Origin of the sequence: Hallella multisaccharivorax DSM 17128 (genome assembly GCF_000218235.1) — a bacterium.
GTDB lineage: Bacteria > Bacteroidota > Bacteroidia > Bacteroidales > Bacteroidaceae > Prevotella > Prevotella multisaccharivorax.
In genome coordinates this window covers 139244-157730 of sequence record NZ_GL945017.1, presented here as the reverse complement: position 1 = coordinate 157730, position 18487 = coordinate 139244, and the positions used below count along the sequence as shown (strand labels likewise).

Here is an 18487-nt window from a genome sequence, read left to right as displayed (position 1 = left end):
GGAGAAAAGTTCGTAACTTTGCGCACTGAAATCGGTGAATTTTGCCTTGTCGGGAGAAAGACGAGGTGAGAGGGAACCGTAACTGTTTGATTATAAACAAAATAATATATAAATAAAAGTTTCAATTATGCCTACTATTTCACAATTAGTGCGTAAAGGCCGTGGCGTTCTTGCAGACAAGAGCAAGTCTCCGGCTCTCGATGGCTGCCCGCAGCGTCGTGGCGTGTGTGTGCGTGTGTACACCACAACCCCTAAAAAGCCTAACTCGGCAATGCGTAAGGTGGCCCGTGTCCGCCTGACCAATCAGAAGGAGGTTAACTCCTACATCCCTGGAGAGGGTCACAACTTGCAGGAGCACTCTATCGTGCTCGTTCGTGGCGGTCGTGTGAAGGATCTCCCTGGTGTGCGTTATCATATCGTTCGTGGCACACTCGATACCGCTGGTGTGGCCAACCGTAACCAGCGCCGTTCAAAGTACGGCGCCAAGAAGCCAAAGGCTAAGAAGTAAATATTCCTACGCTTTGAGCCAGGGGCCAGGGGTTATTACCCCTCAGGCCATGGGCTCAAAGCCTGTAGCTGAAGAAGCGCAGATTTATAATACGGTGATAGTAAAGGGTGGCAGAGACTTTAGGACACAGCGCTAAACTGTCAATACCGGACGCCGCCTCACCAAATCTAAGAATAACAGTTTTGCTGGAGAAGTTGAAACAGGTTGAGTAAATATCCGGGCGAGGATGTTGAAGCTTACTTTTATTAACAGCCCCAGACAGACTATACATTAAATATAATAATGAGAAAAGCAAAACCACGGAAGCACGTGATCCTTCCCGATCCCGTCTTCAATGACCAGATGGTCTCAAAGTTCGTCAATCACTTGATGTACGATGGTAAGAAGAATACTTCTTACACTATTTTCTACAACGCACTTGACATTGTGAAGGGCAAGGCTACTGTCAATGAGGAGAAGTCTCCTTTGGAGATTTGGAAGCAGGCTTTGGCCAATATCACTCCGCAGGTTGAGGTGAAGAGCCGCCGTATCGGTGGTGCTACTTTCCAGGTACCTACAGAGATTCGCCCCGAGCGTAAGATGAGCGTCGCCATGAAGAACCTCATCGCTTTCGCACGCAAGCGCGGTGGCCACACTATGGCCGAGAAACTTGCTGCTGAAATTATGGATGCATACAACAACCAGGGCGGTGCCTTCAAGCGTAAGGAGGATATGCACCGTATGGCTGAGGCTAACCGTGCTTTCGCACACTTCCGTTTCTAATTCAAGTTAAAGGATACAATTAAAATGGCTAAACGCGATTTACATTTGACCCGCAACATCGGTATCATGGCACACATTGATGCCGGTAAGACAACTACATCAGAGCGTATCTTGTACTACACAGGTAAGACTCACAAGATCGGTGAGGTGCATGATGGAGCTGCCACCATGGACTGGATGGTACAGGAGCAGGAGCGTGGTATCACTATCACTTCTGCTGCCACTACTTGTAATTGGAACTGGAACGGCAATTCTTATAAGATTAATCTGATTGACACTCCGGGACACGTGGACTTCACTGCAGAGGTGGAGCGTTCGCTGCGTGTGCTCGATGGTGCTATTGCCACTTATTCTGCCGCTGACGGTGTACAGCCTCAGTCTGAGACAGTGTGGCGTCAGGCCGACAAATACAACGTACCCCGTATCGGTTACGTTAACAAGATGGACCGCTCAGGCGCTGACTTCTTTGAGACCGTACAGCAGATGAAGGATATTCTCGGTGCAAACCCCGTTGTAATCCAGATCCCTATCGGAGCAGAGGAGAACTTTAAAGGCGTGGTGGACCTCATCAAGATGAAGGCCATCCTATGGCACGATGAGACCATGGGCGCTGAGTATGAGGTGGACGACATTCCCGCTGACCTCCAGGACGAGGCCAACGAGTGGCGCGACAAGCTCCTTGAGTCGGCTGCTGACTTCAGCGATGAGGTCATGGAGAAATATATGGACGATCCTTCGACGATCACCGAGGATGAGCTCCTTGGCGCTATCCGTAAAGGTTGCGTCAGTATGAAGTGCTGCCCCATGCTCCTTGGCTCTTCTTATAAGAACAAGGGCGTACAGCCGCTGCTTGACTATACTTGCGCTTTCCTGCCCTCTCCAGAGGACACTCCCGCCATCAAAGGTACTAATCCTGAGACTGGCGCAGAGGAGGATCGCAAGCCTCTTGAGGAGGAACCTACTTCAGCCTTGGCCTTTAAGATCGCTACCGATCCGTTCATGGGCCGCTTGGTTTACTTCCGCGTTTATTCAGGTTCTGTTAAGGCCGGCTCTTACGTCTACAATCCCCGTTCTGGTAAGAAAGAGCGTATCAGTCGTCTGTTCCAGATGAACTCTCATCAGGAGATTCCTATGGACAGTATTGATGCAGGTGATATCGGTGCAGGTGTGGGCTTCAAGGATATCCGCACGGGTGATACACTTTGCGATGAGAACAAGCCTATCGTGCTCGAGTCGATGACCTTCCCTGACACAGTGATCTCCGTGGCCGTGGAGCCGAAGAGCCAGGCCGACGTGGCTAAGCTCGACAATGGTCTTGCTAAGCTTGCCGAGGAAGATCCAACATTCACTGTACATACTGACGAGCAGAGTGGGCAGACCATTATCTCTGGTATGGGTGAGTTGCACCTTGACATTATTATCGACCGTCTGCGTCGTGAGTTCAAGGTTGAGTGTAACCAGGGTAAGCCTCAGGTGAACTATAAGGAAGCTATCACACGTACCGTTGAGAACCACCGCGAGGTCTACAAGAAGCAGACGGGTGGTCGCGGTAAGTTCGCTGATATCATCGTTACCGTTGGTCCTAAGGATGAGGACTATACGGAGGGCGATCTGCAGTTCATCAACGAGGTAAGCGGCGGTCATATTCCTAAGGAGTTCATTCCTTCTGTTCAGAAGGGCTTTCAGGACAGCATGAAGAATGGTGTACTTGGTGGCTTCCCAATGACAGGATTGAAAGTGGTGCTTACCGATGGTAGCTTCCATCCTGTGGACTCTGACCAGATTTCCTTCGAGCTCGCAGCCCATGCTGCTTTCAAGGCTTGCTGCCAGAAGGCTGCTCCGGTGCTCATGGAGCCGATTATGAAGGTGGAGGTTGTTACTCCTGAGGAGAATATGGGTGATGTCATCGGCGACCTCAACAAACGCCGCGGACTGGTGCAGGGTATGGACGAGGCTCGTTCGGGTGCCCGTATCGTGAAGGCTATGGTGCCTCTGGCAGAGATGTTCGGTTATGTGACCGCTTTGCGTACCATCACTTCCGGTCGTGCTACGAGCTCCATGGAATATGATCACCACGCTCCGCTGTCTGCTTCCCTGCAGGCCCAGGTGCTTGAGGATCTGAAGAAGTAATATCCAGAATATCAATAAACAGCCGCCGCTGAGCAAATGACTCTTTAGCGGCAGTTTTTATACACATTATTATATATATTAATTCAACTATGAGTCAGAAGATTCGTATCAAGCTGAAAAGCTACGACCACCAGTTGGTCGACAAGTCAGCCGAGCAGATTGTTAAGGCTGTGCAGGCTACCGATGCTATTGTGAGCGGCCCTATTCCGTTGCCTACTCACAAGCGCATCTTTACGGTTAACCGTTCTACATTCGTCAACAAGAAGAGCCGTGAGCAGTTCCAACTCTGTGATTACAAGCGTCTCATCGACATCTATAGCGCTACAAGTAAGACTGTCGACGCTCTGATGAAGCTTGAGCTTCCCTCAGGTGTAGAGGTGGAGATTAAAGTCTGATAATGGCTTTTCACAGTTTCAATGATATTAGCGGGATGTTACCTTTTAGGGTGGCATCCCGCTTTTCCGTTTCTGTGCTTGAATAGATTGAATTCTCCCTTATTCAGATGTCCCCAGTATGAATGCGATATTTCTTAATTACCCAATATTTTGAGTGCAGGGTAGGGCCCTGTGCCCTACCTAAAATGATGTTTGACCCTTTATATCAGTTGTGTCCTGCTAAAATGACGTTCGCCTTCTCGTATCGGTGGGATCATTGTTTGGGGTAGGGCACAGGGCCCAATCCTGCACTGTATCAATTCGGATTTTGGGAAGACAAGGATATTATAGGCGAAAGTCTTCATCTCTGTTACCGTTGATAGCTTTTATGTTCTGATGTATGTGAGTTATCATGATAGTTGAAGATAGTAAGTATTAAATAAATATAATTTTTAGGATTAGTATATCACATGCTTGTGCATTAAATAAAAAAGCTGTAACTTTGCACTCGCTAAAGTGGGTATTGCGCTGGCTCGTAGCTATCAATACACTGATGAAGAGCGACTTGGCCTTCAGTTTAGAAGAAGTGGGGAGTTCTTTTTAAGTGTGTTGTGAGCTTGGGAAAGCAGAGTAGCACTTAAAAAGAACAAAAATACACATTATATTATTATTTAATTATTAAACTGAGATGCCAGGATTAATTGGAAGAAAAATCGGAATGACATCCGTTTTCAGTGCCGACGGTAAGAATGTGCCGTGCACTGTTATCGAAGCTGGTCCTTGTGTTGTTACCCAGGTGAAGACTGTCGAGAAGGACGGTTACAAAGCCTATCAGTTGGGCTTTGGTGAGGCTAAGGAGAAGAGGACCAACAAGCCTATGACCGGAATCTTCAAGAAGGCTGGGACAACACCGAAGAAGCACTTGGCCGAGTTCAATTTTGATGAGGAGTACAACCTCGGCGATACAATCACTGTTGATCTTTTCAATGGTGCTGAGTTTGTCGATGTCATTGGCACTTCTAAGGGTAAAGGCTTCCAGGGCGTTGTGAAGCGTCATGGTTTTGGAGGCGTTGGTCAGGCTACTCATGGTCAGGATGACCGTCTTCGTAAGCCAGGTTCCATCGGTGCCTGCTCTTATCCCGCCAAGGTGTTTAAGGGTATGCGTATGGGTGGCCAAATGGGAGGTGACAGGGTGACAACCCAGAACCTCAAAGTGTTAAAGGTGATTCCCGAGCAGAACCTTCTCATTGTAAAGGGTTCTACGGCAGGATACAATGGTTCAACTGTTTTAATTGAGAAGTAATGGAACTCAGCGTTTTGAATATCAACGGTCAGGAGACCGGAAGAAAGGTTACATTGAATGACGCTGTCTTCGGCATTGAGCCAAATGATCACGTCATCTATCTTGACGTCAAGCAGTACATGGCCAACCAGCGCCAGGGTACAGCCAAGTCAAAAGAGCGTAGTGAGCTGAGTGGTTCTACTCGCAAGCTCGGTCGCCAGAAAGGCGGTGGCGGTGCACGTCGCGGTGATATTAACTCACCTGTTCTCGTAGGTGGTGCCCGTGTATTCGGTCCTAAGCCTCGTGATTACAGTTTTAAGCTGAACAAGAAAGTAAAGATTCTTGCTCGTAAGTCAGCTTTGTCATATAAGGCAAAAGACAATGAGATCATTGTTGTTGATAATTTCGACTTGTCAGCTCCTAAGACAAAAGATTTCGTAAATATCACTAAAAATCTTAAAGTCGACGGTAAGAAGACACTTGTTGTTTTGCCGGAAGTGAATAAAAATGTACATTTGTCCGCTCGCAACCTGCAGAAGGCTGAGATCATGAGTGCCAGCAATATCAATACGTACAAGATTTTGAATGCTGATGTGCTTGTGATTACAGAGGCTTCCCTGGAGAAGATTGAAAGCGTGCTTAACAGGTAATTTGGGAAAAAAGACATGGCACAGATTATTATCAAGCCCCTGGTCACTGAGAAGCAGACCAAGATCACAGAGAAGAACAACAACCGCTATGGTTTTATTGTCCGTCCTGACGCCGACAAGCTCCAGATTAAGAAAGAGGTGGAGAGTCTTTACAATGTGAAGGTGGAAGCCGTGAACACAGCACGTTATGCCGGTAAACGTTCAAGTCGTTATACCAAGGCTGGTCTTGTTCGTGGCCAGAAGCCCGCTTTCAAGAAGGCATATGTTACCTTGAAGGGCGGCGACTCTATTGATTTTTACAGCAATATCTAAATAAAAAATGGCAGTACGTAAATTCAGCCCGGCTACTCCGGGTCAAAGACACAAAGTTATTGGCACGTTCGAGGAGATTACTGCATCCGTGCCAGAGAAGTCTCTCGTTTACGGTAAGCGTTCAACCGGTGGTCGAAACAACACCGGTAAGATGACTATGCGCTATATTGGCGGTGGTCATAAGAAGAAGTATCGTCTCATTGACTTCAAGCGAGAGAAAGATGGTGTTCCTGCTGTAGTGAAGACGATCGAGTATGATCCTAACCGTTCTGCCCGTATCGCCCTTCTGTTCTACGCAGATGGTGAGAAACGTTACATCATTGCTCCTAACGGATTGAAGGTTGGTGACAAGCTGATGTCGGGTGCTGAGGCAGCTCCTGAGATTGGTAACGCCCTTCCTCTTGCAAACATCCCTGTGGGTACCGTGATTCACAACATTGAGTTGCGTCCGGGTCAGGGTGCTCTTCTTGTCCGTTCGGCTGGTAACTTTGCTCAGCTTACTTCTCGTGAGGGTACCTATTGCGTCATTAAGCTCCCTTCAGGTGAGACCCGTAAGGTCCTTTCGGCCTGCAAGGCTACTGTTGGTAGCGTTGGTAACTCAGACCATGCTCTTGAACAATCCGGTAAGGCCGGTCGTTCGCGTTGGCTTGGCCGGCGTCCTCACAACCGTGGTGTTGTCATGAACCCTGTTGATCACCCAATGGGTGGTGGCGAAGGCCGTCAGAGTGGCGGACATCCACGTTCTCGCAAGGGCTTGTACGCTAAGGGTCTCAAGACTCGTGCACCGAAGAAACTCTCGAATAAGTATATCATTGAGAGGGCTAACAAGAAGTAATTTAAAACACAGAGCAAATTATGAGTCGTTCACTTAAAAAAGGCCCGTACATCAATGTCTCGCTCGAGAAGAAAATCCTTGCCATGAACGAGAGCGGCAAGAAGAGCGTCGTAAAGACTTGGGCCAGAGCTTGTATGATTTCACCCGATTTCGTGGGTCATACGATTGCAGTTCATAACGGTAACAAATTTATCCCCGTGTACGTTACTGAGAATATGGTGGGTCATCGCCTCGGTGAGTTCGCGCTCACCCGTCGCTTTGGCGGTCACACCGGTAACAACAAGAAGTAATCGGGATAAGCATTAATCAAGCAAACAATAATGGGAGCAAGAAAACATATTGCGGCTGAGAAATTAAAGGAAGCCCGTAAAAATCAATACTTCGCCAAGCTCGTTGGCGTGCCCTCCTCTCCCCGTAAAATGCGCTACGTGGTAGACATGATCCGCGGAATGGAGGTCAACCGTGCATTTGGCGTGCTCAGGTTCTCGAAGAAGCGCGCCGCACAGGATGTGGAGAAGCTGCTTCGCTCTGCTATCGCTAACTGGGAGACCAAAAACGATCGCAAGGCAGAGGATGGTGAGCTATATATCAGCAAGGTCTTCGTGGATGAAGGCGTAACGATGAAGCGTATGAGGCCGGCACCTCAGGGACGCGGTTACAGAATCCGTAAGCGTTCAAACCACGTCACACTTTTCGTGGATGCCAAAACTAATGACGATAAAGATTAAATAGAATGGGACAGAAAGTAAATCCAATTAGCAACCGTCTTGGTATTATCCGTGGTTGGGATTCAAATTGGTTCGGTGGCAAGAACTTTGGCGACAATCTCGTTGAAGACCGTCAGATTCGTAAATATCTGAAGAAGCGTCTTGAGAAGGCCCAGGTTTCTCGCATCATCATCGAGCGTACTCTCAAGCTCGTCACCATCACTATTTGCACTGCCCGCCCCGGTATCGTCATTGGTAAGGCCGGCCATGATGTGGACGCCCTTAAGGAAGAGCTGAAGAAACTCTATAAGAAAGATATCCAGATTAATATCTTTGAGGTGAAGCGTCCGGAGCTTGACGCTACTATCGTTGGTGAGAATATTGCCAGCCAGATTGAGCACCTCATGGCATATCGTCGTGCCATCAAGATGGCTGTTCAGAACACCATGCGCGCTGGTGCAGAGGGTATCAAGGTTCAAATTTCCGGTCGTCTTAACGGCGCCGAGATCGCACGTAAAGAGATGTTCAAGGAAGGACGTACGCCATTGCACACTTTCCGCGCTGACATCGACTATTGCCAGACTGAGGCCCTCACTAAGGTAGGACTTCTCGGCATCAAGGTTTGGATTATGCGTGGTGAGGTCTATGGTAAGAGGGATCTCGCTCCTAACTTCCAGCAGGATCGTAGCGACCGTGGCTCACGCCGCGATGGGGACCGTCGCAACCGTGGTGGTCGGCGTAGAAACAATAATCGTTAAAAGAATTATCTACAATGTTACAGCCAAAAAGAGTAAAATATAGAAGGCCGCAGGATGGACGTGGCAATAAAGGGAACGCCCATCGCGGCACACAGTTGGCTTTCGGCTCATTCGGCATCAAGACCCTTGAGAGCAAATGGTTGGACAGCCGCCAGATTGAAGCCGCCCGTGTCGCTGTCAACCGTTATATGAACCGTGAAGGTCAGGTGTGGATTCGTATCTTCCCTGATAAGCCTATCACTCGTAAACCGGCAGACGTCCGAATGGGTAAAGGTAAGGGTGATCCAGCAGGCTGGGTGGCACCTGTGACTCCTGGACGTATCCTCTTTGAAGTAGAGGGCGTGACCTTGGATGTTGCCAAGGAGGCACTGCGTCTCGCAGCTCAGAAACTGCCTGTTAAGACAAAATTCGTCATTCGTCGTGATTACGACAAAAACGCATAATAATGAAGATCAAAGAAATCACAGAACTCGCCGACAAGGACTTGCGCGAGAAGCTGGCACAATCTGAGGCAGCTTATAAGCAGCTTAAGCTCAACCATCAGATTTCGCCGCTTGAGAATCCGTCACAGATCAAAGCTGCGCGTCGTGATATAGCACGCATGAAGACAGTGCTTCGCGAAAGAGAACTTAATAAATAATGACACAGATGGAAACACGTAATTTAAGAAAGGTAAGACAAGGTGTCGTTATTAGCGACAAGATGGACAAGACCATCGTCGTCGCCGCTAAGTTCAAGGAGAAGCACCCCATTTATGGTAAGTTCGTTCAGAAGACGAAGAAGTATCACGTTCACGACGAAAAGAACGAGGCCCATATGGGTGACACAGTTCAAATCATGGAGACTCGTCCACTCTCTAAGACCAAGAGATGGAGATTAGTACAAATCGTTGAAAAGGCTAAGTAATTATGATACAGGCATTAACAAAACTTACAGTAGCAGACAACAGTGGTGCTCGTGAGGCCATGTGCATTCGTGTACTCGGTGGTACCGGCCGTCGTTATGCAAGTGTCGGTGACGTAATCGTCGTTGCAATTGAGAATGTTCTTCCCAGCAGTGACTTGAAGAAGGGTGCAGTATCTAAGGCATTAGTCGTTCGCACCAAGAAAGAGATTCGTCGTCCGGACGGTTCTTACATTCGTTTCGACGACAACGCCTGTGTGTTGCTCAACAATGCTGGCGAGCTCCGTGGCAGCCGTATCTTCGGCCCAGTGGCACGTGAACTTCGTGCTATCAACATGAAGGTTGTTTCCCTCGCACCTGAGGTTCTTTAATCTTTAAATGAAAGAAGAAATGAGTAAGTTACATATCAAGAAAGACGACAACGTTATTGTCATTGCCGGTGCAGACAAGGGCAAGACGGGTAAGGTGCTCAAGGTGCTTGTGAAAGAGAACCGTGCCATTGTTGAGGGTGTCAACATGGTTTCCAAGAGCACGAAGCCTTCAGCCAAGAATCCTCAGGGAGGCATTGTCAAGCAGGAGGCTCCTATTCACATCTCAAACATCAGTCTTATCGATCCGAAGAGCGGAAAGGCTACTCGCATTTCTGTTAAGCACGAGGGCAAGAACGTTATCCGTATCGCTAAAAAGTCAGGGGAGGAGATCAAGTAATGGATACAGCACAGTTAAAGAAACAGTATAGTGAGCAGATCGCTCCTGCTTTGAAGCAGCAGTTCAACTACTCTTCTGCCATGCAGATCCCTGTCCTAAAGAAGATTGTGATTAACATGGGTCTTGGCGATGCTACACAGGACAAGAAAATTATTGATGTAGCAGTCAATGAATTGACTGCTATTACAGGCCAGAAAGCAGTTGCCACTTATTCTAAGAAGGATATCGCTAACTTCAAGCTTCGTAAGAAGATGCCTATTGGCGTGATGGTGACTCTCCGCCGTGAGCGTATGTATGAGTTTCTGGAGCGTTTGGTTAAGATTGCTCTGCCTCGTATCCGTGACTTCAAGGGTGTCAATTCTAAGCTTGACGGCCATGGTAATTACACACTCGGTATTGATGAGCAGATTATTTTCCCTGAGATCAATATTGATCAGGTCAGTCGCCTTCAAGGCATGAACATCACTTTCGTTACTACGGCACACACCGATGAAGAAGGTTATGCTCTTCTCAAGGCTTTCGGCCTCCCGTTCAAAAATGCTAAAAACGACTAAGAGATATGGCAAAAGAATCGATGAAGGCACGTGAGGTAAAGCGTGCCAAACTCGCGGCTCGTTATGCTGAGAAGCGTGCGGCTCTGAAGAAGATTATTGCTACTTCCAACGATCCAGCAGAGGCTTATGAGGCAGCTCGCAAACTGCAGGCTATTCCTAAGAATGCAGACCCCATCCGTCAGCACAATCGTTGTAAGATCACAGGACGTCCACGTGGTTATATCCGTCAGTTCGGAATTTCCCGCATCCAGTTCCGTGAGATGGCTTCTCAGGGTCTCATTCCTGGAGTAACGAAGGCAAGTTGGTAAGATAGACTATTAGTTTTTAAGTTGGTAGATTTCTGAGTTTCTGAAGTTCAGTCTCAGTTCTTAAGACTTAAAAACTAATACTTCTCTACTTAAGAACTCATATTTAATATTGTCGGGGTGGTCCCGATTAATTAAACATTTATATTTATGACAGATCCAATAGCAGATTATCTGACACGGCTCAGAAACGCAATTATGGCGCATCATCGCGTGGTTGAGGTTCCTGCGTCAAACATGAAGAAATCGATTACAAAGATTCTCTTCGAGAAGGGTTACATCTTGAACTATAAGTTCGTGGAGGATGGTCCTCAGGGAACTATTAAGGTCGCACTGAAATACGATCCTCAAACGAAGGAGAACGCCATCAAGAACTTGAAGCGTGTTTCCACTCCAGGTCTTCGCCGTTATACCGGTTATAAAGACATGCCGAGAGTTATCAACGGACTGGGTATTGCAATCCTGTCTACATCTAAGGGGGTTATGACTAACAAGGAAGCTGCCGAGTTGAAGATTGGCGGTGAGATCCTTTGCTATGTCTATTAATTGGAGGTTTTAATTATGTCAAGAATAGGTAAATTGCCAATTAGTATTCCCGCCGGAGTTACTGTTAACTTCGATGCGAAGGAGAATGTAGTGACCGTAAAGGGTCCTAAGGGTGAGCTTTCACAGTATCTGGATCCTTCAATTAAGATGGTTCAGAACGATGGTCAGATAACCTTTGAGGTTGATGAAAAGAGTCCCGTAGATTATAAGCAGAAGCAGGCTTTCCATGGTCTGTATCGTTCACTTGTCCACAACATGGTTGTAGGCGTTAGTGAGGGCTTCCAGAAGCATCTTGAGCTTGTGGGTGTAGGTTACCGTGTATCCAATCAGGGTAATCTTCTTGAGTTCTCGCTCGGTTTCACGCATCCTATCTTCATGCAGCTTCCCAAGGAGGTGAAAGTGGAGACAAAGTCTGAGCGTAACCAGAACCCACAGATTTTGCTGGAGAGTGCCGATAAGCAGTTGCTTGGTCTTATTTGTGCAAAAATTCGTTCTTTCCGCAAGCCTGAACCTTATAAAGGTAAGGGTATCCTCTTCAAGGGTGAGGTTATCCGCAGAAAGTCTGGTAAGACAGCTGCAGCTAAGTAACTTTTAAAGTGACAACGAAATCATGACAACAAAGAAAGTAGAAAGACGAATTAAGATAAAGTTCCGTATTCGTAAGAGCGTCAAGGGAACAGCTGAGCGTCCCCGTCTTACGGTGTTCCGCTCCAACAAGCAGATCTACGCTCAGGTTATCAATGACATTGAGGGCAGGACCCTTGTCTCCGCTTCTTCCCTCGGCTTGGAGAAGCTTCCGAAGATTCAGCAGGCAGAGAAGGTGGGTGAGGCACTCGCGGAGAAGGCCAAGGCTGCCGGAGTTGAGGCTGTGGTTTTTGACCGTAATGGCTATCTCTATCATGGCCGCGTCCAGGCTCTTGCTGACGCTGCTCGTAAGGGTGGACTTAATTTCTAAACGATTATGGCAATGAATAAAGTAAGAGTTAATAGTGACGCTGAATTGAAGGACCGCTTGGTTGCTATCAATCGTGTGACGAAGGTTACTAAGGGCGGTCGTACCTTTACATTCGCTGCTATCGTCGTCGTAGGTGATGGTAAAGGGGTTATCGGTTACGGTCTGGGTAAGGCCGGTGAGGTGACAGCCGCTATCCAGAAAGGCACAGACGCTGCCAAGAAGAACCTCTTCAAGGTTCCGGTGCTCAACGGTACCGTTCCTCACGAGATGGAGGTGAAGTTTGGTGGTGCCCGTGTTCTCCTCAAGCCGGCTGCTGCCGGTACCGGTCTGAAAGCCGGTGGTGCTATGCGTGCAGTGCTTGAGAGTGCTGGCATCTCTGATGTGATTGCAAAGTCTAAGGGTTCTTCTAACGCCCATAATTTGGTGAAGGCAACGGTTCTCGCTCTGTCTCAGATGCGTGATGCCTATACCGTCGCTGGTGAGCGGGGTGTATCTATGGATAAAGTGTTTAACGGTTAATGGGTATCAATAAACAATGGCAACAATTAAAGTAAAGCAAATCAAGAGCCGTATCGGCGCTCCCGTGGACCAGAAGAGGACGCTTATCGCCCTGGGCCTCCGTAAGATTTCTCAGGTTGTTGAGATTGAGGATACTCCCAGCAATCTTGGTATGGTGCGCAAGGTGCATCATTTGGTTGAAATCGTTAAGTAATAACTTTTAAAACAGACGTAATCATGAAATTAAATACATTGAAGCCGGCAGCCGGTTCTACCCATTCACGTCGCCGTGTCGGTCGTGGTCCGGGTTCCGGACTGGGTGGAACATCTACACGTGGTCATAAGGGCGCCAAGGCTCGTTCCGGTTACAAGAGAAAGATTGGTTTCGAGGGTGGTCAGATGCCTTTGCAGCGTCGTATCCCGAAGGCTGGTTTCAAGAACATCAACCACAAGGATTACTTTGCCGTTAATCTTTCCACTCTGCAGAAGCTTGCTGAGGAGAAGAACCTTACTAAGATTGGAATCCAGGAACTGGTTGCCGCTGGTCTCACCAATGGCAAGGAGCTGGTGAAGATCCTTGGTAATGGTAAACTTAAGGCAAAAGTTGACGTAGAGGCCCATGCCTTCTCTAAGACTGCTGAAGATGCAATTAAGGCGGTTGGTGGTAATGCAACAAAACTCTAATAATGAAAAAGCTAATTGAGACACTAAAGAACTGTTGGAGGGTTGAGGATCTTCGTCAGAGGCTTCTTATTACCCTCTTGTTTACGGCTATCTACCGTTTCGGATCATTCGTTGTGCTTCCAGGTATAGATCCTGCCAAGCTTGACCAATTGCAGTCGCAAACCAAAGGTGGCTTGATGTCACTGTTGGACATGTTCTCTGGTGGAGCATTTTCCAATGCGTCTATTTTCGCATTAGGTATTATGCCTTACATCTCAGCTTCTATTGTCATGCAGCTGCTCGCTGTTGCAGTCCCTTATTTCCAGAAGATGCAGCGCGAGGGCGAGAGTGGCAGAAAGAGAATACAATGGTACACTCGTGTGTTGACAGTGGCAATTTTGCTATTCCAGGCACCGAGTTACCTTATTAACCTGAAGATGCAGGCCACCTCTGCGTTGGCCAGCGGCATCTCTTGGAGTGTATTCATGATTCCTGCTACGATCATTCTGGCTGCAGGTTCAATGTTCATCCTATGGTTGGGTGAGCGTATAACTGACAAGGGAGTTGGAAATGGAATCTCATTGATCATTATGATAGGAATCATCGCAAGGCTTCCCCAGGCTTTTGTCCAGGAGCTTAGCTCGAGGTTTACAGCCATTTCGGGTGGTGGTCTTGTGATGTTTATCGCCGAGATTCTCATTCTCTATGCTGTCATCTGTGCGTCAATCCTTTTGACGCAAGGAACGCGCAAGGTGCCTGTGCAGTATGCCAAGCGTCTCGTGGGCAACCGCCAGGTCGGTGGTGCCCGCCAGTATATTCCTCTGAAGCTTTTCGCTGCCAATGTGATGCCTATCATCTTTGCTCAGGCTTTGATGTTCATTCCGCTGGCCATCGTTCAGTATCAGAGCGAGAATGCAAGCTGGGTTGTTCGCAATTTGATGGATAACCGTAGTCTGTTGTACAACATCATCTACGTCATCCTTATTGTTGCCTTCACCTATTTTTATACGGCAATCACACTCAATCCTCAGCAGATGGCTGAGGACATGAAGCGTAACAATGGCTTCATTCCTGGAATCAAGCCAGGTCACGATACTGCCGAGTATATTGACATGGTGATGTCACGCATCACGTTCCCGGGTTCATTGTTCATTGCTTTCATTGCTGTGATGCCGGCCTTGGCTGGATTGCTCAACGTGCAGCAGGCTTTTTCTCAGTTCTTCGGAGGCACATCGCTCCTGATTACCGTGGGTGTTGTGATAGACACGCTCCAGCAGATAGAGTCTTATCTGCTCATGCGTCACTACGATGGACTTTTGAATGCCGGTCATACGCGCAGGGCTGGTGCTGTGAGCGCATATTAATTTGTGTCTTTGGAAGTATGTTTCCATTGGCGTGATCTTTAATGAATGATTGGCTTTCCAATTTATATTCATTTGGAGAGCCTTTACGAGTTGAATAAGTCTTTGGAATATTACTGATAAAAGTTAAACGGTTTTATGTCAAAACAGTCAGCTATAGAGCAAGACGGAACAGTGATTGAGAGCTTGTCGAATGCCATGTTCCGTGTTGAGTTAGAGAATGGGGTGCAAATCATCGCAAACATATCCGGCAAGATGCGTTTGCATTACATCAAGATTCTTCCCGGTGATAAGGTCAAGGTAGCGATGAGCCCGTATGACCTGACAAAGGGTAGGATTGAGTTTAGGTATAAATAGACTTTCATTTTATATACTTTCATACAGGTATGAAGACAAAAACATCCATCAAGAAGCGTTCAGCCGATTGCAAGATTGTACGTCGTAAGGGCCGCCTTTTTGTTATCAACAAGAAGAACCCGAAGATGAAGCAACGTCAAGGCTAAATGTTAATTTTGCGTAAAGTCATGCAGTATAAGGAAGCTGACATAGGTTTTCTTATTACCTTTGTATGCTTTTATGCAAATTCGATGCGTAAATTTAACACACAAGTAAAGTTTTAATTCAATTTATTTCAATTAATGGCAATACGAATTGTTGGAGTAGACTTGCCCCAGAACAAGTGTGGCGAGATCGCATTGACCTATATTTATGGTATAGGTCGAAGTAGTTCAGCAAAGATATTGGATAAGGCCGGCGTGAGCCGCGACTTGAAGGTCAGTGAGTGGACTGACGATCAGGCAGCCAAAATCCGTGAGATTATCGGAGCTGAGTTTAAAGTGGAGGGTGACCTCCGTTCAGAAATTCAGATGAACATTAAGCGTCTGATGGATATTGGCTGCTATCGTGGTGTCCGTCATCGTAATGGTCTTCCTGTTCGTGGGCAGAGTACCAAAAACAATGCCCGTACTCGTAAGGGTAAGAAGAAGACTGTTGCTAACAAGAAGAAGGCTACTAAGTAATCTAATGGAGGAACTTAATTATGGCAAAACAGCAGAAAGCAACATCTAAGAAAAGAAATGTACGTGTTGAGGCTATGGGTCAGCTCCATGTTCACAGTAGCTTTAACAATATCATTGTGTCTCTTGCCAACAATGATGGTCAGGTCATTGCCTGGTCTTCCGCTGGTAAGATGGGTTTCCGTGGTTCTAAGAAAAATACTCCTTATGCTGCTCAGATGGCAGCCGAGGACTGCGCAAAGGTAGCCTATGGCCTTGGTCTTCGCAAGGTGAAGGCTTTCGTCAAAGGACCAGGTAACGGCCGTGAGAGTGCTATCCGCGCCATCCATGGTGCAGGAATTGAGGTGACAGAAATTGTTGACGTTACTCCGTTGCCACACAACGGATGCCGCCCTCCCAAGCGTCGTCGTGTATAATCAGAACTCATAGATACAATAGTAAAGCATATTAATTATGGCAAGATATATAGGTCCTAAGTCTCGTATCGCACGCCGTTTCGGTGAGCCCATCTTTGGTGCAGATAAGGTTCTGTCAAAGCGCAACTTTCCTCCAGGGCAGCATGGTAATGACCGTCGCCGTAAGACTTCGGAGTATGGTCAGCAGTTGGCCGAGAAGCAGAAGGCAAAGTATACTTATGGCGTTCTTGAGCGTCAGTTCCACAATCTCTTCGACAAGGCTGCAAAGGCTGAGGGTAAGACCGGTGAGGTGCTGCTTCAGCTCCTTGAGAGCCGTCTCGACAATGTCGTCTTCCGTCTTGGCCTGGCTCCCACACGTGCAGCTGCCCGTCAGCTGGTAAGTCACAGGCACATCACTGTCGATGGAAACGTGGTTAACATTCCTTCTTATTCGGTAAAGCCCGGTCAGGTTGTAGGTGTCCGCGAGAGAGCTAAGTCTCTTGAGGTCATCGACAATGCGCTCGCTGGTTTCAACCACAGCAAATATCCTTGGCTGGAGTGGGATCAGAATAGCAAGAGTGGTAAGTATCTCCACGTGCCTGAGCGTACTGACATTCCTGAGAACATCAAGGAGCAGTTAATCGTTGAGTTGTACTCGAAATAAATAAAAATCATTGAATTAATGGCGATATTAGCATTTCAAAAACCTGATAAAGTTGTGATGTTGGAGGCCAACGACCACTACGGAAAGTTTGAGTTCCGTCCTCTCGAGCCTGGCTTTGGTGTTACCATCGGTAACTCGCTGCGCCGCGTCCTTCTTTCTTCGCTCGAAGGTTATGCCATCAACACTGTACGTATCAGTGGAGTTGAGCATGAGTTCGCTACCGTCCCCGGTGTGAAGGAGGATGTCACCAATATCATTTTGAATCTCAAGCAAGTTCGATTCAAACAAGTAGTAGACGAATTCGAGAACGAGAAAATTAGTATCACCGTAGAGAATTCCACAGAGTTCAAAGCAGGTGATATCGGCAAGTATCTGACTGGATTTGAAGTGTTAAACCCTGATTTGGTGATTTGTCATTTGGATTCAAAGGCATCGTTCCAGATGGACCTTACGATTAATAAGGGCCGTGGCTATGTGCCTGCTGACGAGAACCGCCAGTACTGCACCGATGTTAATGTACTTCCCATCGATTCCATCTACACCCCCATCCGTAATGTACGTTACAGTGTTGAGCCCACTCGTGTCGAGCAGAAGACCGACTACGATAACCTTATCATTGAAGTCACCACGGATGGTTCCATTCACCCGAAGGATGCGTTGAAAGAGGCGGCCAAGATTCTCATCTTCCATCTCTTGTGCTTCTCTGACGAAAAGATTACGTTGGAGAATACCGACAAAGACGGTAATCAGGAGTTTGACGAGGAGGTCCTGCACATGCGCCAGCTGCTTAAGACCAAGCTCACAGACCTCAATCTGAGTGTCCGTGCCCTAAACTGTCTGAAAGCTGCCGACGTCGAGACACTTGCTGATCTCGTGCAGTATCAGAAGACTGATCTCTTGAAGTTCCGTAACTTTGGTAAGAAATCGCTCTCAGAGCTTGATGATTTGCTTGAGAGTCTGAATCTGTCGTTTGGAATGGATACATCAAAGTATAAACTGGACAAGGAGTAAAATCAACTATCCAATTAAGAATTAAAAAAAATGAGACACAATAAAAAGTTCAACCATCTGAGTCGTACTGCACCCCATCGGGCTGCTATGCTTGCCAACATGGCAACAAGCCTGATCATGCACAAAAGAATCACTACGACTCTCGCAAAAGCCAAGGCTCTGAAAAAGTATGTTGAGCCGCTGATCACTCGTTCAAAGACTGACACTACGACTTCTCGTCGTGTTGTTTTCCGTTATCTTCAAAAGAGCTATGCCGTTAAGGAGCTCTTTGGTGAGATAGCAGCTCGCGTGGCTGACCGCCCCGGTGGTTATACTCGTATCATCAAGTTAGGCATTCGTCCGAGTGATGCAGCTTCGATGTGCTTCATCGAGTTAGTCGACTTCGATGAGAACATGGCTAAGGCACCTAAGGCTGAGAAGAAGACTCGTCGTAGTCGTCGCAGCACTAAGAAGGCTACTGAGGCTCCTGCTGCTGAGGCTTCTAAGGCCGAAGAAAAGGCGGAGGAGGCTCCTAAGGCGGAGGAGGCTCCTAAGGCGGAGGAAGCTCCTAAGGCAGAAGAGGCTCCTAAGGCTGAATAAGAATCTTTTTA

General features: G+C 47.4%; 32 protein-coding genes. All 32 read left to right on the top strand.

The window, feature by feature from the left end:
• Positions 1–127: 127 nt before the first annotated feature.
• On the top strand, positions 128–508 hold the full coding sequence (gene rpsL / locus PREMU_RS01155; protein WP_007572485.1) for a 30S ribosomal protein S12: 381 nt from the start codon (positions 128–130) through the stop codon (positions 506–508).
• Between the two features lie 282 nt (positions 509–790).
• On the top strand, positions 791–1270 hold the full coding sequence (rpsG, locus tag PREMU_RS01150) for a 30S ribosomal protein S7 (RefSeq protein ID WP_007572484.1): 480 nt from the start codon (positions 791–793) through the stop codon (positions 1268–1270).
• Between the two features lie 24 nt (positions 1271–1294).
• On the top strand, positions 1295–3400 hold the full coding sequence (fusA, locus tag PREMU_RS01145; RefSeq protein ID WP_007572483.1) for an elongation factor G: 2106 nt from the start codon (positions 1295–1297) through the stop codon (positions 3398–3400).
• An 89-nt stretch (positions 3401–3489) separates the two neighbouring features.
• A complete protein-coding gene (gene rpsJ, locus PREMU_RS01140) occupies positions 3490–3795 on the top strand; it encodes a 30S ribosomal protein S10 (protein WP_007572482.1) in 306 nt (101 codons plus the stop codon).
• A 667-nt stretch (positions 3796–4462) separates the two neighbouring features.
• On the top strand, positions 4463–5077 hold the full coding sequence (rplC, locus tag PREMU_RS01135; RefSeq protein WP_007572481.1) for a 50S ribosomal protein L3: 615 nt from the start codon (positions 4463–4465) through the stop codon (positions 5075–5077).
• Entirely contained in the window at positions 5077–5706 is a 630-nt protein-coding gene (rplD, locus tag PREMU_RS01130; protein ID WP_007572480.1) for a 50S ribosomal protein L4, read from the top strand. The genes rplC and rplD overlap by 1 nt, the downstream gene beginning before the upstream one ends.
• Before the next feature lie 15 nt (positions 5707–5721).
• Positions 5722–6018, top strand: a complete 297-nt coding sequence (gene rplW / locus PREMU_RS01125) for a 50S ribosomal protein L23 (RefSeq protein ID WP_007572478.1) — start codon at positions 5722–5724, stop codon at positions 6016–6018.
• A gap of 7 nt (positions 6019–6025) precedes the next feature.
• Positions 6026–6853, top strand: coding sequence for a 50S ribosomal protein L2 (gene rplB / locus PREMU_RS01120; protein WP_007572476.1), 828 nt, complete (start codon positions 6026–6028; stop codon positions 6851–6853).
• Between the two features lie 20 nt (positions 6854–6873).
• Positions 6874–7143 carry a 30S ribosomal protein S19 gene (gene rpsS / locus PREMU_RS01115; protein ID WP_007572474.1) on the top strand — a complete coding sequence of 90 codons (270 nt, stop codon included), beginning with the start codon at positions 6874–6876 and terminating at the stop codon, positions 7141–7143.
• Between the two features lie 30 nt (positions 7144–7173).
• Entirely contained in the window at positions 7174–7581 is a 408-nt protein-coding gene (gene rplV, locus PREMU_RS01110) for a 50S ribosomal protein L22 (protein ID WP_007572466.1), read from the top strand.
• Between the two features lie 5 nt (positions 7582–7586).
• On the top strand, positions 7587–8318 hold the full coding sequence (rpsC, locus tag PREMU_RS01105) for a 30S ribosomal protein S3 (protein WP_007572457.1): 732 nt from the start codon (positions 7587–7589) through the stop codon (positions 8316–8318).
• A 14-nt stretch (positions 8319–8332) separates the two neighbouring features.
• Positions 8333–8761, top strand: coding sequence for a 50S ribosomal protein L16 (gene rplP / locus PREMU_RS01100; RefSeq protein WP_007572455.1), 429 nt, complete (start codon positions 8333–8335; stop codon positions 8759–8761).
• Between the two features lie 2 nt (positions 8762–8763).
• A complete protein-coding gene (gene rpmC / locus PREMU_RS01095) occupies positions 8764–8958 on the top strand; it encodes a 50S ribosomal protein L29 (protein ID WP_007572453.1) in 195 nt (64 codons plus the stop codon).
• Between the two features lie 8 nt (positions 8959–8966).
• On the top strand, positions 8967–9224 hold the full coding sequence (gene rpsQ / locus PREMU_RS01090; protein ID WP_007572451.1) for a 30S ribosomal protein S17: 258 nt from the start codon (positions 8967–8969) through the stop codon (positions 9222–9224).
• A gap of 2 nt (positions 9225–9226) precedes the next feature.
• Entirely contained in the window at positions 9227–9592 is a 366-nt protein-coding gene (rplN, locus tag PREMU_RS01085) for a 50S ribosomal protein L14 (RefSeq protein ID WP_007572450.1), read from the top strand.
• 19 nt (positions 9593–9611) lie between these two features.
• Positions 9612–9929, top strand: a complete 318-nt coding sequence (gene rplX, locus PREMU_RS01080) for a 50S ribosomal protein L24 (RefSeq protein WP_007572449.1) — start codon at positions 9612–9614, stop codon at positions 9927–9929.
• On the top strand, positions 9929–10483 hold the full coding sequence (rplE, locus tag PREMU_RS01075; RefSeq protein ID WP_007572448.1) for a 50S ribosomal protein L5: 555 nt from the start codon (positions 9929–9931) through the stop codon (positions 10481–10483). Before rplX ends, rplE begins: the two co-directional genes overlap by 1 nt.
• A 5-nt stretch (positions 10484–10488) precedes the next feature.
• Positions 10489–10791 (top strand): 30S ribosomal protein S14, encoded by a 303-nt coding sequence (gene rpsN / locus PREMU_RS01070; protein ID WP_007572447.1) that lies wholly within the window; start codon positions 10489–10491, stop codon positions 10789–10791.
• A 147-nt stretch (positions 10792–10938) separates the two neighbouring features.
• Positions 10939–11334: a 30S ribosomal protein S8 gene (gene rpsH, locus PREMU_RS01065; protein ID WP_007572446.1), complete on the top strand. Its 396-nt coding sequence runs from the start codon at positions 10939–10941 to the stop codon at positions 11332–11334.
• Between the two features lie 15 nt (positions 11335–11349).
• Positions 11350–11922, top strand: coding sequence for a 50S ribosomal protein L6 (rplF, locus tag PREMU_RS01060; protein WP_007572445.1), 573 nt, complete (start codon positions 11350–11352; stop codon positions 11920–11922).
• Positions 11923–11944: 22 nt separating this feature from the next.
• The gene (rplR, locus tag PREMU_RS01055) at positions 11945–12289 is read left to right on the top strand and encodes a 50S ribosomal protein L18 (protein ID WP_007572444.1); all 345 of its coding nucleotides are present in this window, start codon (positions 11945–11947) and stop codon (positions 12287–12289) included.
• A 6-nt stretch (positions 12290–12295) separates the two neighbouring features.
• Positions 12296–12808: a 30S ribosomal protein S5 gene (gene rpsE, locus PREMU_RS01050; RefSeq protein WP_040557927.1), complete on the top strand. Its 513-nt coding sequence runs from the start codon at positions 12296–12298 to the stop codon at positions 12806–12808.
• 16 nt (positions 12809–12824) lie between these two features.
• The gene (gene rpmD / locus PREMU_RS01045; RefSeq protein ID WP_007572441.1) at positions 12825–13001 is read left to right on the top strand and encodes a 50S ribosomal protein L30; all 177 of its coding nucleotides are present in this window, start codon (positions 12825–12827) and stop codon (positions 12999–13001) included.
• 23 nt (positions 13002–13024) lie between these two features.
• Complete coding sequence (gene rplO, locus PREMU_RS01040) at positions 13025–13471, top strand: 50S ribosomal protein L15 (protein ID WP_007572440.1); 447 nt, start codon at positions 13025–13027, stop codon at positions 13469–13471.
• A 2-nt stretch (positions 13472–13473) separates the two neighbouring features.
• On the top strand, positions 13474–14814 hold the full coding sequence (secY, locus tag PREMU_RS01035; protein ID WP_007572439.1) for a preprotein translocase subunit SecY: 1341 nt from the start codon (positions 13474–13476) through the stop codon (positions 14812–14814).
• Between the two features lie 135 nt (positions 14815–14949).
• Positions 14950–15168, top strand: coding sequence for a translation initiation factor IF-1 (gene infA / locus PREMU_RS01030; protein WP_005844106.1), 219 nt, complete (start codon positions 14950–14952; stop codon positions 15166–15168).
• A 29-nt stretch (positions 15169–15197) separates the two neighbouring features.
• Positions 15198–15314, top strand: a complete 117-nt coding sequence (gene rpmJ, locus PREMU_RS01025; RefSeq protein WP_007572438.1) for a 50S ribosomal protein L36 — start codon at positions 15198–15200, stop codon at positions 15312–15314.
• A 135-nt stretch (positions 15315–15449) separates the two neighbouring features.
• Entirely contained in the window at positions 15450–15830 is a 381-nt protein-coding gene (gene rpsM / locus PREMU_RS01020) for a 30S ribosomal protein S13 (protein ID WP_007572435.1), read from the top strand.
• 20 nt (positions 15831–15850) lie between these two features.
• Positions 15851–16243, top strand: a complete 393-nt coding sequence (gene rpsK / locus PREMU_RS01015) for a 30S ribosomal protein S11 (protein ID WP_007572433.1) — start codon at positions 15851–15853, stop codon at positions 16241–16243.
• A 37-nt stretch (positions 16244–16280) separates the two neighbouring features.
• On the top strand, positions 16281–16886 hold the full coding sequence (gene rpsD, locus PREMU_RS01010; RefSeq protein WP_007572431.1) for a 30S ribosomal protein S4: 606 nt from the start codon (positions 16281–16283) through the stop codon (positions 16884–16886).
• 18 nt (positions 16887–16904) lie between these two features.
• Positions 16905–17897 (top strand): DNA-directed RNA polymerase subunit alpha, encoded by a 993-nt coding sequence (locus tag PREMU_RS01005; protein WP_007572429.1) that lies wholly within the window; start codon positions 16905–16907, stop codon positions 17895–17897.
• A 30-nt stretch (positions 17898–17927) separates the two neighbouring features.
• The gene (gene rplQ / locus PREMU_RS01000; RefSeq protein WP_007572427.1) at positions 17928–18476 is read left to right on the top strand and encodes a 50S ribosomal protein L17; all 549 of its coding nucleotides are present in this window, start codon (positions 17928–17930) and stop codon (positions 18474–18476) included.
• Positions 18477–18487: the final 11 nt, after the last annotated feature.

Coding starts and splice junctions, on each gene's coding strand:
- rpmJ (WP_007572438.1), top strand. CDS start 15,198: ATGAAGACAAAAACATCCATCAAGAAGCGTTCAGCCGATTGCAAGATT.
- infA (WP_005844106.1), top strand. CDS start 14,950: ATGTCAAAACAGTCAGCTATAGAGCAAGACGGAACAGTGATTGAGAGC.
- rplW (WP_007572478.1), top strand. CDS start 5,722: ATGGCACAGATTATTATCAAGCCCCTGGTCACTGAGAAGCAGACCAAG.
- rplP (WP_007572455.1), top strand. CDS start 8,333: ATGTTACAGCCAAAAAGAGTAAAATATAGAAGGCCGCAGGATGGACGT.
- rpsE (WP_040557927.1), top strand. CDS start 12,296: ATGGCAATGAATAAAGTAAGAGTTAATAGTGACGCTGAATTGAAGGAC.
- rplC (WP_007572481.1), top strand. CDS start 4,463: ATGCCAGGATTAATTGGAAGAAAAATCGGAATGACATCCGTTTTCAGT.
- rpsS (WP_007572474.1), top strand. CDS start 6,874: ATGAGTCGTTCACTTAAAAAAGGCCCGTACATCAATGTCTCGCTCGAG.
- rpmC (WP_007572453.1), top strand. CDS start 8,764: ATGAAGATCAAAGAAATCACAGAACTCGCCGACAAGGACTTGCGCGAG.
- rpsM (WP_007572435.1), top strand. CDS start 15,450: ATGGCAATACGAATTGTTGGAGTAGACTTGCCCCAGAACAAGTGTGGC.
- fusA (WP_007572483.1), top strand. CDS start 1,295: ATGGCTAAACGCGATTTACATTTGACCCGCAACATCGGTATCATGGCA.
- rpsC (WP_007572457.1), top strand. CDS start 7,587: ATGGGACAGAAAGTAAATCCAATTAGCAACCGTCTTGGTATTATCCGT.
- rplB (WP_007572476.1), top strand. CDS start 6,026: ATGGCAGTACGTAAATTCAGCCCGGCTACTCCGGGTCAAAGACACAAA.
- rplE (WP_007572448.1), top strand. CDS start 9,929: ATGGATACAGCACAGTTAAAGAAACAGTATAGTGAGCAGATCGCTCCT.
- rplF (WP_007572445.1), top strand. CDS start 11,350: ATGTCAAGAATAGGTAAATTGCCAATTAGTATTCCCGCCGGAGTTACT.
- rpsD (WP_007572431.1), top strand. CDS start 16,281: ATGGCAAGATATATAGGTCCTAAGTCTCGTATCGCACGCCGTTTCGGT.
- PREMU_RS01005 (WP_007572429.1), top strand. CDS start 16,905: ATGGCGATATTAGCATTTCAAAAACCTGATAAAGTTGTGATGTTGGAG.
- rpsN (WP_007572447.1), top strand. CDS start 10,489: ATGGCAAAAGAATCGATGAAGGCACGTGAGGTAAAGCGTGCCAAACTC.
- rplR (WP_007572444.1), top strand. CDS start 11,945: ATGACAACAAAGAAAGTAGAAAGACGAATTAAGATAAAGTTCCGTATT.
- rpsK (WP_007572433.1), top strand. CDS start 15,851: ATGGCAAAACAGCAGAAAGCAACATCTAAGAAAAGAAATGTACGTGTT.
- rplX (WP_007572449.1), top strand. CDS start 9,612: ATGAGTAAGTTACATATCAAGAAAGACGACAACGTTATTGTCATTGCC.
- rplD (WP_007572480.1), top strand. CDS start 5,077: ATGGAACTCAGCGTTTTGAATATCAACGGTCAGGAGACCGGAAGAAAG.
- rpmD (WP_007572441.1), top strand. CDS start 12,825: ATGGCAACAATTAAAGTAAAGCAAATCAAGAGCCGTATCGGCGCTCCC.
- rpsQ (WP_007572451.1), top strand. CDS start 8,967: ATGGAAACACGTAATTTAAGAAAGGTAAGACAAGGTGTCGTTATTAGC.
- rplV (WP_007572466.1), top strand. CDS start 7,174: ATGGGAGCAAGAAAACATATTGCGGCTGAGAAATTAAAGGAAGCCCGT.
- secY (WP_007572439.1), top strand. CDS start 13,474: ATGAAAAAGCTAATTGAGACACTAAAGAACTGTTGGAGGGTTGAGGAT.
- rpsG (WP_007572484.1), top strand. CDS start 791: ATGAGAAAAGCAAAACCACGGAAGCACGTGATCCTTCCCGATCCCGTC.
- rplO (WP_007572440.1), top strand. CDS start 13,025: ATGAAATTAAATACATTGAAGCCGGCAGCCGGTTCTACCCATTCACGT.
- rpsH (WP_007572446.1), top strand. CDS start 10,939: ATGACAGATCCAATAGCAGATTATCTGACACGGCTCAGAAACGCAATT.
- rpsL (WP_007572485.1), top strand. CDS start 128: ATGCCTACTATTTCACAATTAGTGCGTAAAGGCCGTGGCGTTCTTGCA.
- rplQ (WP_007572427.1), top strand. CDS start 17,928: ATGAGACACAATAAAAAGTTCAACCATCTGAGTCGTACTGCACCCCAT.
- rpsJ (WP_007572482.1), top strand. CDS start 3,490: ATGAGTCAGAAGATTCGTATCAAGCTGAAAAGCTACGACCACCAGTTG.
- rplN (WP_007572450.1), top strand. CDS start 9,227: ATGATACAGGCATTAACAAAACTTACAGTAGCAGACAACAGTGGTGCT.